The sequence below is a fragment of the Streptomyces sp. NPDC056361 genome (genome assembly GCF_042262805.1).
In the GTDB taxonomy this organism is placed as follows: Bacteria; Actinomycetota; Actinomycetes; order Streptomycetales; family Streptomycetaceae; genus Streptomyces.
Genome location: NZ_JBHJQI010000084.1, coordinates 23946 through 35400, shown reverse-complemented (window position 1 = coordinate 35400; position 11455 = coordinate 23946). Strand labels below are relative to the sequence as shown.

The window sequence follows — 11455 nt, the reverse complement described above, 5'->3', positions numbered from 1 at the left end:
CGTCGTGCGGACGGCCGAGCCAGCGTAAGCAGCCCGCGGATGCCCGAAGGCGGCGGGCGCGTCAGGAAAGCGTCAAGATGCACCGCTCGGGCTCACTCGAAGGTGTGGATTCGCGGCGTGACCAGGCGGATACCGCGCGCGAGGCGTGCGCGCGGCGCACGCCGTACGGCGCACGGTGACGGCCGGTTCCCCCGCCCGCGCACGGTCCCGCGGCGGCGCGGTACCGCCGCCGTCGGGCGCGCGTCCGGCGATCTCCGGGTCCCTAGACTCCCCGCACATGTCGCTCTGGCTGCTCAACCACTTCAGCACCTTCACCCTGACCGTCGTCATCGTGGGCGGGACCATCGCCCTGGCCGTCGCCGGCAGCGTCCTCACCCGCCGCAAGTACCCGTCGCTGGCCGACGGCGAGCACAACGACATGGTCGGGGTGACGCTGGGGATGTTCGGCGCGATCTACGGCATCATCCTCGCGTTCGTCATCGTCACCCTCTGGACCCAGTTGGAGAGCACCCAGACCGTCGTCGCCACCGAGGCCACCGACGCCGCACTCATCGCCCGGGACTCCGCCGCCTTCCCCCTCCCGGTACGCGACCGGCTCGACGCCGCCCTCAGCGGCTACGTCCACGGCGTGGTGGAGAAGCAGTGGCCCCTGATGCGCGCGGGCACGCCCGACTACGACGCCACCGCGGGCAGCCTCCAGACCGTCTTCGACGTACTCCAGTCGTACGAGCCGAAGTCCCCCCGCGAGGAGGTCTTCTACGAGGAGGCCGTCAGCCACCTCAACGACGTCGCCGCCCAGCGCCGCGCCCGCCTCACCATGGCCGAACAGCAACTCCCGCCGCTGCTCCAGATCCTGGCGTTCGGCGGCGCCCTCGTCCTGATCCCCCTCACCTTCCTCTACGGCATGCGCCGCAGACGGATCCAGGTCCTCTTCGTCGCCTCGGTGGCCGGCCTCATCGGCTTCAGCCTCCTCCTCGTCCTCGTCCTCGACCGCCCCTTCGCCGGCGACCTGAGCGTGAGCCCCGCCCCGTACCGCCAGGGGGCGCTCGCCCAGTACTGGACCGATTCCCCGAACGCGTCCACGAACGAGCCGTCGGACGCGGCCCCAGCAGAGGAGAACACCCCGTGAAGATCCATCTGACCAGCGTCTTCGTCGACGACCAGACCGAGGCCCTGCGCTTCTACACCGAGGTCCTCGGCTTCCTGAAGAAGCACGACGTCCCCCTCGGCGGCGAGGACCGCTGGCTGACCGTCGTCTCGCCCGAGGAGCCCGGCGGCACCGAACTCCTCCTGGAGCCCGCCCGCCACCCCGCGGCCCGCACCTACCGCGACGCCCTCGTCCAGGACGGCATCCCGCTCGCCCAGTTCGCCGTCACCGACGTCAAGGCCGAGTACGAGCGCCTCCGCGCCCTCGGCGTCCGCTTCACCCAGGAGCCCACCGAGACGGGCCCCGTCACCACCGCCGTCCTCGACGACACCTGCGGCAACCTGATCCAGCTCGCGACCGAGCCGCGGTAGACCCCGGTCGGGTCGGACGGCGAGGGCGGACGGCAGGGTCGGGAGGCGGGGTCGGGCAGCGGGGCCAGGCGGTGGGATCGGGCAGCGGGGTCAGACGGTCGACGCGGGCCCCGGTGGCAGGTGCACGGTCATGATCAGATGGCAGGTCGTGGTGCCGACACCGCGATAGGCATGGGCGCCGCCGCCGCGGCGGTCGGCCTCGGCGCGGTGGCGGACCTGGAGCGGAGCCTTGCGGACGGCAGTTGGCGGCCCGCCGACGAGTCCGACCCGCGGATCGAGGCGTGGCACACCGCGTACCGCTCGTTCGGGACCAATCCCCGTCGGGTCCGGCCCAGCGTCGACGCGCTCGGTCGCCGAAGGGACGAGCCTGCGCCACCTCACCCGGGAGCGGCCGCACACCACGGTCTGAGGGGTCGCCGCGACCGGCTCGCGCCCTCCGCCCTTGACAAGCTGGCCATGTCCCTGACAGCAGTGGCCCTGTACGACTCCCGCGAACGGTGCCCCACCACGAAGGAGACGATCAGCGCATGACCAGCCCCGAGAGCACGGTGCACGACTACGACGTCGTCATCGCAGGAGCGAGCCTCGCCGGCAGCGCCGCGGCGATCCTGCTCGCCCGGCGCGGTGCCCGCGTCGCCTTGCTCGAACGCCGCTCCGACCCCGAGGCGTACAAGGTGCTCTGCACCCACTCCCTCCAGGCCGCCGCCTATCCGGTCCTCGACGAACTCGGCCTCGTCCCCGACCTGGAGAAGGCCGGGGCCATTCGCAACGAGGCCCGCTGGTACACCCGTTGGGGATGGATCGAGCCGACGGCGGCACCCGGCGGACCCGAGCTGCCGTACGCGTACAACATCCGGCGCAGCACACTCGACCCGCTGATCAGGTCGCGTGCGGCGGCGACCCCCGGCGTCGACCTGCTCCTCGGCCACCGGGTGACCGGACTGATCGGGGAAGGCGGGCGGACCGTCGGGGTGCGCGCCTCGACGGCCGACGGCGAGCGGGAGATCCGGGCCCGGCTCGTGGTCGGCGCCGACGGCAAGGACTCGGCCGTCGCCAAGCTCGCCGACGTGCCCGCCAAGCAGCACCGGAACGGGCGCTTCGGCTACCTCGCCCACTTCCGCGACCTCCCGCTCCGCGACGGGATCAGCCACGCCTGGTTCCTCGAACCCGACGCGGCCTACGCGTTCCCCAACGAGGACGGCATCACGGTCGTCGCCGTCCTCCCGGACAAGGAACGGCTGCCGGACTTCCGGAAGGACCTGGAGGGCAGCTTCCTCGACCTCGTCCGCGGCCTCCCCGACGCACCGCCCATCGACGCCGCCGAACGCGTCTCGAAGTTCATCGGCACGGTCGACTACCCCCTGCACACCCGCAAGCCCACCGCCCCCGGCCTCGCACTCGTCGGCGACGCCGCCCTGACCGGCGACCCCCTCTGGGGAGTCGGCTGCGCATGGGCCCTGCAGTCCGCCCGATGGCTCGCCGAGACCGTCGCCCCCGCAGCGACCGGCCGCGGCGACCTCGACACCGCCCTCGCCGCCTACGCGCGCACCCACCGCCGCCGCCTCGGCGGCCACCAGTACCTCTCCGTCGACTACGCCAAGTCCCGCCCCTTCAACCCCGTGGAGCGGCTGATGTTCTCCGCGGCGGCCCGCGACGCGTCGATGGCGCGCCACATGTACTTCTTCGGCTCCCGCCTCATCGGCCCCCTCCGCTTCCTCAGCCCCCGCGCACTCGCCAAGGCCTCGCTCGTCAACATCAGGCACCGCCGCCGGGCCGCGGGGCGATGAGGCGAGGCGCGTCAATCGTCCGGCCGACGCCCCCCCGGCCGGGCTTTCCCGACGCGCGGCCTTGCGCGGTCAGGCGTGCGGTACGGAGACCGCCGTCGCGACGAAGCCGTCCCGGACCGTCCAGCGGCCTTCGAACCCGTCGAGGCGGCGCTCGCCCACCCGGGGCCCCGGCACGAGCAGCCTGGCCCTGAACCCGCCGCGCGGCGGCCCGTCGGGACGCACGGTGAACTCGATGTCGGCCTCCGCGAAGTCGAGCCACTTGCCCGTCAGGGGCGACCACGCCTTGTAGACGGCCTCCTTCGCGCTGAACAGCAGCCGGTCCCAGGGGACCGAGGGGTCGTCCGCCTCCAGCCGGCCCAGCCGATCGCGCTCGGCGGGCAGCGACACGAGCCGCAGCACGCCGTCGGGCAGCGGGGCCGCGGGCTCGGCGTCGATGCCCAGCGAGGCCAGATCGGCGCTGAGCGCCAGCGCGGCGGCGTAGTAGCCCTCGCAGTGCGTCAGACTCCCGACCAGCCCCGCCTGCCAGTCCGGAGCGCCCCGCTCGCCCGGCAGCACCGGCTGCGGCGGCAGGCCCAGCGTCGCCATCGCCCGGCGGGCGCAGACCCGTACCGCCGCGAACTCCCCGCGCCGCTTCGCGACCGCGCGGCTCACGAGCGCCGCCTCCTCGGGGTACAGCTCCGCGTCCATGCCGGTGTGGTCGCGGCTCTCCACGGCGACCACACTCCCCGGAAGCAACTGCTCGATCACGGGACCCCTCACTCTCCGCCGGCCGCCGACGACATGCGCACCCGCCCGACCCTAGACCGGGCTGCCAGGATGGCCGTCGGAAGGTGGACCGACGACCTTGGAAGGAAGCCGCGTGACCATTCCAGCTACACCGCCGATACCCGAGCCCGAGCGGCCGGGGATCGGCGGCTCGACCCGGCTCTACGCCGTCCTCGGCTGCCCGGTCGCCCAGGTGAAGGCGCCCGCGCTGCTCAACCCCGTCTTCGCCCGGCTCGGGCTCGACGCCGTCCTCGTGCCGGTGCTCGCCGAGCCCGGGCACCTCGGGGAGATCGTGCGCGGGCTCCAGCGGATCGGCAACCTCGACGGGTTGCTCGTCACCGTGCCGCACAAGGCGGAGGTCCGCCGGTACGCGGACACCGTCAGCAGTGCCGTCACCCAGTCCGGGAGCGCCAACGCGCTGCGCAGGGAACCCGACGGCCGGTGGAGCGCCGAGAACTTCGACGGCATCGGGTTCGTCCGGGGGCTGCGGGCGTCCGGCTTCGACTTCACGGGGAAGCGGGTCTCCCTGGTCGGCGCGGGCGGTGCCGGGGGCGCCCTGGCCGCCGCCGTGCTCGCCGCCGGAGCCGCGCACCTCGACGTGTGCGACCGCGACGAGGGCCGGGTGGGCGAGGTGACGGCCCGTCTCGGACCGTACTGGCCCGGCCGGTTGACCGGGTCGGTGAGCCCGCGGCTCGACCGTGCCGACCTCGTGGTGAACGCCACCCCGCTCGGCCTGCGCCCCGACGACCCGCTGCCGTTCGACGTGGCCGGCCTCCCGCCCGGTGCGGAGGTGGCCGACATCATCATGGAGCCGCGCGAGACGGCGCTGCTGCGGGCGGCCGAGGCGCGCGGCCACCGGATCCATCACGGTTCGCACATGCTCATCCACCAACTCGACTTGTACCGCGAGTTCTTCAGGCTGAACGCCGACGGGCGGGCGGAGCTGACATGATCGAGAACCACGGTAGATCAACCTTCTTACGACGGAACGGATGAGACGTGCCGAACGACATGACCGCCCTCGCCGAGCACCAGGACCTCTACGCGCTGTCCCCCGAGGGGCAGCGGCTGCTGTTCACCGAGGCCCGTACGGCCCTCAAGTTCACCGACGAGCCGGTGGGCGACGAGCAACTGCAGGCGATCTGGGAACTCTTCAAGTGGGCCCCCACCGGAAGCAACCTCAACCCGCTGCGGATCCTCTACGTGCGCACGGACGAGGGGAAGAAGCGGCTCGTCCCGCTGCTGACCCCGCCGAACCAGCCCAAGAGCGAATCCGCACCGGTCATCGCCGTCCTCGCGGTGGACCGTGAATACGGCGAGTACGGCGCCGAGTTGTGCCCCAGCATTCCCGGGCTGAAGGACGTCCTCGACTCCAACCCCGTCCTGCGCGATGCCTCCGGCGACTTCAACGCCGCTCTGCAGGCCGGGTACTTCGTCCTCGCGGTGCGCGCCGCGGGCCTGGCCGCCGGGCCGATGAAGGGGTTCGACGCCGAGGCGGTGAACGCCGAGTTCTTCCCCGACGGACGCTGGAAGTCGATCCTGCTGGTCAACATCGGGCAGCCCGCCGAGGACGCGTGGGGCGAGCGGATGCCGCGCCTCGACTACGAGCAGGCCGTGCAGCTCGTCTGACGGAGCCGCCGTGCGCCGGCCGGGGTCCCGTGCGACGGGGCCCCCGGCCGGGCCGCACGAGCACCACGACGTTCAGGGGGTCGGCAGGCCCTTGGCGGCGAGCACCGCCCCGTGCAGGGACGAACCGCCGCCGAGCAGGGCCGGAAGGACGGGGGCCACCGGGTGTCCGGGCCTGGCGAGAAGGCCCGCCTGACGGGCGACCTCGGCCACGAAGCCCTCGATCCCCGCGGCGAACCCGCCGCCCACGACCGTCGCCGAGGGGCGCACCAGCTCGCCCACCCCGACCAGGGCGGCCGCGAGGGCCGCGCAGCTGCGCTCGACGGCGGTGACCGCCCAGGCCGCACCGTCGGCGTGGCCGGAGCGGAGCTCCTCGAAGGTCACGTCCGTCCCGCGCGCGGCCGCCGCCCGGCGCAGCGTCGCCGGCCCGGACGCCTCGGCCTGGACGCAGCCGCGGCGACCGCAGTCGCAGCGCTCGCCGTCCCGGTCCACGATCAGGTGTCCCAGCTCGCACGACCCGCGCCGCGAACCGGGCACGGGTCGGCCGCCGAGGACGATCCCGCCGCCGATGCCGGTCCCCACGCCCACGTACACCAGGTCGGAGTGACCGGCCGCGTCGGCTTCCGCCACGGCGGCCAGGTCCCCGTCGTCGGCCCAGCACACCGCGGACCCGGGGAACAGGTCCCGCAGGACCTCCGCCAGGTCGAGACCCACCCAGGACGGCCGGGTGGGCCAGGCCGTCACACGTCCCCCCGCGTCCAGCGTGGCCGGTACGGCGACGCCGACCCCCGCGAGCGGCTCCTCGGCACCGGCGCCCAGGTCCTTCACGTGGGCCCGCAGGGCGTCGAGGTCCTCCGCGAGCGTGGCGGACGGCCGCCAGCGGACCGCGGAGTCCCGCGACGCCGCGCCGCCGGGCCCGGAGCTCTCGGCACGGAAGGCCACCTTGGTGCCGCCGATGTCAATGCCGAGGTGGATGGCCCGCTCCCGTCACCATGAGCTGGGTCCGCAACTGGTCCAGGACCATGCCGAGTTCCCGGGTGCTGCGGCCGACTCCGAAGACGTGGAAGTCCGGCCGGACGAGGACGAAGCGCGCCCGGACCGAGGCCATGAACGGCAGGTACACGTCGTCGAGGTCGGTGACCGCACCCGCCGCCGGCGCCCCGGCGGGAGCGAGCCTGACCGTGCGGGCGCCGATCTCCGCGAGGAGGGCGTGCTGCTCCGCGCTCAGCACGGCGTCCGGGTCCTCCGTGGTGAGGAGGACGAAACCCGTGCCCACCACCTGGTCGAAGAGCCCGGTGACGCCGTCCCGCGCCACCCGTCCCTGCGGGACGGGCGAGCCGGTCGGCGGCGCGGCGACCGTGCCGACCGTGCGGTGCAGCACGCCCTCGCGCAGCGGCTGCGTCACCGGACGGTCCGGCGTCTGGCCCGCCGTCAGGGCGGCGTCCCTGCGGGTGGCCTCGTCCGCGTCGGTCACGCAGACGATCTTCCCGAGCTGCACGGACAGTTCGATCGTGCGGAGCACGTGGCCGCGGCGCTCGGGTCCGTACGTGTCGAGGAGCCGGGCGTCCGAGGCGCCCCGCAGGACGCGGTCGAGCTTCCAGGACAGGTTGAGCGCGTCCCGGATGCCCGAGCACATCCCGGCGCCCGCGAACGGCGGCATCGAGTGCGCGGCGTCGCCCGCGAGCAGCACCCGGCCCTTCCTCCACGTGTCGGCCAGGGCGGCCCGGAAGGTGTAGACGGTGTGCCGGGCGAGGACCGCGTTCTCCGGCGTCACGTCGAAGGACTTGAGCAGGCGCCAGGCCGTCTCGGGCGTGTTCAGCTCCTCCGCCGACTCGTCGGGCAGCCGCATGAACTCCCAGCGCCTGCGCCCCGGGCCGCTTCCGACGACCGTCGTCGGCCGGGCCGGGTCGCAGATCTGCGCGTTGGACGGCGTGAACTCCCGGGGCTCGTTCAGGAGGACGTCGCAGAGCAGCCAGTCGAAGGAGAAGCCGAGGTCGGTGACGTCGACGTCCAGGAGCTCCCGTATCCGGCTGTTCGCCCCGTCGCAGCCGACCAGCCAGGCCCCTTCGAGGGTCCTGACCTCGCCCGCGGCGGTCTCCGCGGTGAGGGTGACGCCGTCGTCGCCGTGGTCCGCGACGGCCGTCGCGGTGTGCCCGCGCAGGACGCGCAGCAGGCCCCGCTCCTCGAACTCGGCGGCGCGCTCGGCGAGTGCCGCTTCGAGCGCGGGCTGGTGGAAGGTGGTGGCGTCCGGCCAGCCGTGCGCCCCGGGGGAGGCGAAGTCCATGCGCAGCAGTGTCCGCCCGGCGGCGTTCCGCCAGTCGTACGCGTCGACGGGCTCGCCGATCTCCTCGAACGAGGAGGCGATCCCGAGGGAGGCGAGGGCACGCGCGGTCTCGCCGTCGAAGACGGTGGCGCGCGGCATCGGATACGGGGTCTCCCACCGCTCGACGACGGTGACCCGCCGGCCCTGCCGGGCCAGCAGGATCGACAGCACCTGGCCGACGGGCCCGTACCCGACGACGAGGACGTCGGAGGCGTCGGAAGCGTCGGTGGCGTCGGTGGCGTCGGTGGCGTCGGTGGCGTCGAGGTGGGGGCGGTCGGCCGGAGGGGGGGAGCTCGTCCCGCTCATCCCGTGACGCCTCGTCGGACCAGGGCCTGGGCGGCGAGCCGGTAGCCCTCGGCGCCCAGGCCGAAGATCACCCCGCTCGCCAGCTCGCCGAGGATCGACTGGTGCCGGAAGCTCTCGCGCGCCCACACGTTCGACAGGTGGACCTCGATCCACGGCCGGGGGTAGTTGGCGAGCGCGTCCCGGAAGCTCCAGCCGGCGATCATCAGCGCGCCCGGATTGATGATCGCGCCCACGGCGTCGTAGCTGTCCTGGACGGCGCGGACCATCTCCCCTTCGCAGTCGTACTGACGGGACACCACTTTCCATCCGGATTCCGCGACTTCCTTCGCGACGATCCGCTCGATGTCCTCCAGGGTTTCGGTGCCGTATATCTCCGGCTCCCGTCGGCCGAGGATTCCAAGATTTGGTCCGTTCAACAACAGGAGTTCACTCACGACAGGCCTCGGTGCTTCTCGCGCGGCGGTGGGCCGCCGATGCTAACCAGGCGCCCCTTGCCCGTGCAATGCGTCCCTGTCGGAATGTCCGGTCGCGGTCGCGCGTCGGGGTTCCGCCGGAAACGCTCAGGCGGGTCCTCTGGCCGGAATCCGCTGTTCCAGGGGGTGTGCGGGGTAGGGGGGTGAGGCTAGGGGGATCTAAGGGGGTCTCATAGGGGATTGTGAAGGCTTTCCGTCGCCTGGACGATGTGAAAACCGAGTCGTTCCTTGCGGGTTGACAACAGATCGACCAGCAGCCATGGCCCGGCTGTCTTCTCCGGGTGGCCGGTATCTAGCTAGATGGATGGACTATGTTTGGGATTTCGCAGCGGAGCCTGGATTTTCCGGAGTGGCCCCAGTTCGGTGACCAGGAAAGAGTCGCTCTGATGCGCGCCCTTGAACAGGGGCAGTGGTGGCGTATCGGTGGAAGCGAAGTCGACGAATTCGAGCGCGAATTCGCCGAGTACCACGGCACCGGGCACGCCCTCGCGGTGACCAGCGGCACCCACGCGCTCGAACTCGCCCTCCAGGTGATGGGCGTGGGACCGGGCGACGAGGTCGTCGTTCCCGCCTTCACCTTCATCTCCTCCTCGCAGGCCGCCCAGCGGCTGGGCGCCGTCGCCGTCCCCGTGGACGTCGACCTCGACACGTACAACATCGACGTGCGGGCTGCGGAAGCCGCGATCACCCCTAGGACCAAGGCGATCATGCCCGTCCACATGGCCGGCCTCCTCGCCGACATGGACGCGCTCGCCAAGCTGTCGGCCGACTCCGGTGTCCCGCTGCTCCAGGACGCGGCGCACGCGCACGGCGCCGAATGGCGCGGCAAGCGGGTCGGCGACCTCGGCTCCGTCGCGGCCTTCAGCTTCCAGAACGGCAAGCTGATGACCGCGGGCGAGGGCGGCGCGGTGACGTTCCCCGAGGCCGAGCAGTACGAACTCGCCTTCATCCGGCACAGCTGCGGGCGCCCGCGCGCCGACCGCTCGTACCTCCACGAGACCTCCGGCTCCAACTTCCGCATGAACGAGTTCTCGGCGAGCGTGCTGCGCGCCCAGCTCACCCGCCTCGACGGGCAGATCGCCACCCGCCAGGAGCGCTGGCCGCTGCTGTCGGGCCTGCTGGCGCAGATCCCCGGAGTCCTGCCGCAGGGCACCGACGACCGCTGCACCCGCAACCCGCACTACATGGCCATGTTCCGCATCCCCGGAATCACCGAGGAGCGGCGCAACGCCCTGGTCGACGAGCTGATCGCGCGCGGCCTTCCGGCGTTCGCGGCCTTCCGGGCCGTCTACCGCACCGCCGCCTTCTGGGAGACGGCCGCGCCCGACGAGAGCGTCGACGAGATCGCCCGCCGCTGCCCCAACAGCGAGGCGCTCACCCGCGACTGCATCTGGCTGCACCACCGGACCCTGCTCGGGACCGAGGAGCAGATGCAGGCCATCGCGGACGTGGTCGCCGACGTCCTGGCCACTTCATGACGCTGCGCGTCGCCGTGGTCGGCCTGGGCTGGGCGGCCCGCACCATCTGGCTGCCCCGTGTGGCCGCCCACCCGGACATGACCGTCACCGCCGTCGTGGACCCCTCCCCGGCGGCCCGGGCGGCCTTCGCCGAAGAGCCGCCCGCCGGCGCGGGCGGCCCCGCGCCGCGCGTGCTGGCCTCCGCCGACGAACTGACGCCCGACCTGGCCGACCTCGCGATCGTCGCCGTCCCCAACCACGCCCACTGCTCCGTCGCCTCGGGCCTGCTCCGCCGGGGCGTCCCGGTCTTCCTGGAGAAGCCCGTCTGCCTCAGCACGGCCGAGGCGGACGAACTGGCCCGGGCGGAACGGGCCGGCGCGGTGCTCGTCGCGGGCAGCGCCGCCCGCTACCGGGGCGACATCCGGAGCCTGGAGGACCTCGCCCCGTCCCTGGGCCGGATCCGCCACGTCCGGGTGGCCTGGGAACGGGCCCGCGGCGTGCCCGGCACCCAGTGGTTCACCCGCCGGGACACCGCCGGCGGCGGCGCCCTCGTGGACCTCGGCTGGCACCTCCTCGACACCGCCCTGCCCCTGCTGGGCGGCGACGTGGAGTTCGAGCAGGTGGCGGCGACCGTCGGACACGACTTCGTGAACCGCGACGTGGCCCAGGCCGCCTGGCGGGAAGAGGACGAGCCGGCCGCGGGCGGCAGCGGAGACGTGGAGGACACGGCCCGCGCGTTCCTGGTCACCGACGACGGCGTCTCCCTCTCCGTCCACGCCAGCTGGGCGTCCCACGCCGCGTACGACACCACCCTCGTGGAGGTGCACGGCACGGCCGGCACCGCCGTGCTCTCGTGCACGTTCGGCTTCAGCCCCAACCGGCGGGGCGGCTCCACGCTCACCGTCACCCGGCACGGGGAGACCGTCGCCGTGCCGCTCGACCACGAGCCCGTGGGCGTCGAGTACGACCGGCAGGTCGACGCGCTCCCCGCCCTCCTGGCCGACCCCGGCCGCCGCGGCAGGTCCATCGCGGCCACCCGTACCACCATCGGTGTCATCGAGCGGGCCTACGCGTCCGCACTCGGCGCCGGCACCCCCACAAGCGAGCGGAACTCGGAAAGGCAGCCGGCGTGAGCATCGAACTGGTCACCGAGGGCGGCGACACCGCGCCGACGGGCACCCCGGCCGCGACGCGGACCCC

12 protein-coding genes and 1 pseudogene are annotated in these 11455 nt (G+C 73.3%); 8 read left to right on the top strand and 5 right to left on the bottom strand.

The features are described from left to right. Positions 1-277: 277 nt before the first annotated feature. Positions 278-1129 carry a hypothetical protein gene (locus ACFCY7_RS25280; RefSeq protein ID WP_376488325.1) on the top strand — a complete coding sequence of 284 codons (852 nt, stop codon included), beginning with the start codon at positions 278-280 and terminating at the stop codon, positions 1127-1129. Next, positions 1126-1518, top strand: coding sequence for a VOC family protein (locus ACFCY7_RS25275; protein ID WP_376488324.1), 393 nt, complete (start codon positions 1126-1128; stop codon positions 1516-1518). Before ACFCY7_RS25280 ends, ACFCY7_RS25275 begins: the two co-directional genes overlap by 4 nt. 90 nt (positions 1519-1608) lie before the next feature. Here the strand turns inward: ACFCY7_RS25275 and ACFCY7_RS25270 are convergent. After that, positions 1609-1704: pseudogene (locus ACFCY7_RS25270) on the bottom strand (XRE family transcriptional regulator); the annotation flags it as partial. On the opposite strand from ACFCY7_RS25270, the gene ACFCY7_RS25265 reads away from it, so the two are divergent. After that, a complete protein-coding gene (locus ACFCY7_RS25265) occupies positions 1657-2049 on the top strand; it encodes a hypothetical protein (RefSeq protein WP_376488328.1) in 393 nt (130 codons plus the stop codon). The pseudogene ACFCY7_RS25270 and the gene ACFCY7_RS25265 overlap by 48 nt on opposite strands. After that, a complete protein-coding gene (locus tag ACFCY7_RS25260; RefSeq protein WP_376488323.1) occupies positions 2046-3305 on the top strand; it encodes an NAD(P)/FAD-dependent oxidoreductase in 1260 nt (419 codons plus the stop codon). The genes ACFCY7_RS25265 and ACFCY7_RS25260 overlap by 4 nt, the downstream gene beginning before the upstream one ends. Before the next feature lie 69 nt (positions 3306-3374). Here ACFCY7_RS25260 and ACFCY7_RS25255 read toward each other — a convergent pair whose 3' ends face one another. Continuing rightward, on the bottom strand, positions 3375-4052 hold the full coding sequence (locus tag ACFCY7_RS25255; protein ID WP_376488322.1) for a 4'-phosphopantetheinyl transferase: 678 nt from the start codon (positions 4050-4052) through the stop codon (positions 3375-3377). Between the two features lie 112 nt (positions 4053-4164). Here ACFCY7_RS25255 and ACFCY7_RS25250 point away from each other — a divergent pair, with 112 nt between their 5' ends. Together ACFCY7_RS25250 and ACFCY7_RS25245 are read left to right on the top strand one after the other, a co-directional pair. After that, positions 4165-5022 (top strand): shikimate dehydrogenase family protein, encoded by an 858-nt coding sequence (locus ACFCY7_RS25250; protein ID WP_376488321.1) that lies wholly within the window; start codon positions 4165-4167, stop codon positions 5020-5022. 59 nt (positions 5023-5081) lie between these two features. Next, positions 5082-5699, top strand: coding sequence for a malonic semialdehyde reductase (locus ACFCY7_RS25245; protein ID WP_376488327.1), 618 nt, complete (start codon positions 5082-5084; stop codon positions 5697-5699). A 72-nt stretch (positions 5700-5771) separates the two neighbouring features. Here ACFCY7_RS25245 and ACFCY7_RS25240 read toward each other — a convergent pair whose 3' ends face one another. Genes ACFCY7_RS25240 through ACFCY7_RS25230 form a run of 3 tightly spaced genes read right to left on the bottom strand, consistent with a single transcriptional unit; the run spans position 5772 to position 8759 of the window. Beyond that, positions 5772-6638, bottom strand: coding sequence for an ROK family protein (locus tag ACFCY7_RS25240; protein WP_376488320.1), 867 nt, complete (start codon positions 6636-6638; stop codon positions 5772-5774). A gap of 16 nt (positions 6639-6654) precedes the next feature. Continuing rightward, entirely contained in the window at positions 6655-8325 is a 1671-nt protein-coding gene (locus ACFCY7_RS25235) for a bifunctional 3-(3-hydroxy-phenyl)propionate/3-hydroxycinnamic acid hydroxylase (protein WP_376488319.1), read from the bottom strand. Further along, the gene (locus ACFCY7_RS25230) at positions 8322-8759 is read right to left on the bottom strand and encodes a type II 3-dehydroquinate dehydratase (protein WP_376488318.1); all 438 of its coding nucleotides are present in this window, start codon (positions 8757-8759) and stop codon (positions 8322-8324) included. The genes ACFCY7_RS25235 and ACFCY7_RS25230 overlap by 4 nt, the downstream gene beginning before the upstream one ends. Positions 8760-9109: 350 nt before the next feature. Here ACFCY7_RS25230 and ACFCY7_RS25225 point away from each other — a divergent pair, with 350 nt between their 5' ends. Both ACFCY7_RS25225 and ACFCY7_RS25220 read left to right on the top strand, forming a co-directional pair. After that, on the top strand, positions 9110-10276 hold the full coding sequence (locus ACFCY7_RS25225) for a DegT/DnrJ/EryC1/StrS family aminotransferase (RefSeq protein ID WP_376488317.1): 1167 nt from the start codon (positions 9110-9112) through the stop codon (positions 10274-10276). Continuing rightward, complete coding sequence (locus ACFCY7_RS25220) at positions 10273-11388, top strand: Gfo/Idh/MocA family protein (RefSeq protein ID WP_376488316.1); 1116 nt, start codon at positions 10273-10275, stop codon at positions 11386-11388. The genes ACFCY7_RS25225 and ACFCY7_RS25220 overlap by 4 nt, the downstream gene beginning before the upstream one ends. The last annotated feature ends 67 nt before the right edge of the window (positions 11389-11455 follow it).

What these genes read in the sequence shown, in the direction of transcription:
- ACFCY7_RS25235 (WP_376488319.1), bottom strand. Translation starts at nt 8,325, where the DNA reads ATGAGCGGGACGAGCTCCCCCCCTCCGGCCGACCGCCCCCACCTCGAC.
- ACFCY7_RS25220 (WP_376488316.1), top strand. Translation starts at nt 10,273, where the DNA reads ATGACGCTGCGCGTCGCCGTGGTCGGCCTGGGCTGGGCGGCCCGCACC.
- ACFCY7_RS25280 (WP_376488325.1), top strand. Translation starts at nt 278, where the DNA reads ATGTCGCTCTGGCTGCTCAACCACTTCAGCACCTTCACCCTGACCGTC.
- ACFCY7_RS25265 (WP_376488328.1), top strand. Translation starts at nt 1,657, where the DNA reads ATGGCAGGTCGTGGTGCCGACACCGCGATAGGCATGGGCGCCGCCGCC.
- ACFCY7_RS25245 (WP_376488327.1), top strand. Translation starts at nt 5,082, where the DNA reads ATGACCGCCCTCGCCGAGCACCAGGACCTCTACGCGCTGTCCCCCGAG.
- ACFCY7_RS25260 (WP_376488323.1), top strand. Translation starts at nt 2,046, where the DNA reads ATGACCAGCCCCGAGAGCACGGTGCACGACTACGACGTCGTCATCGCA.
- ACFCY7_RS25225 (WP_376488317.1), top strand. Translation starts at nt 9,110, where the DNA reads ATGTTTGGGATTTCGCAGCGGAGCCTGGATTTTCCGGAGTGGCCCCAG.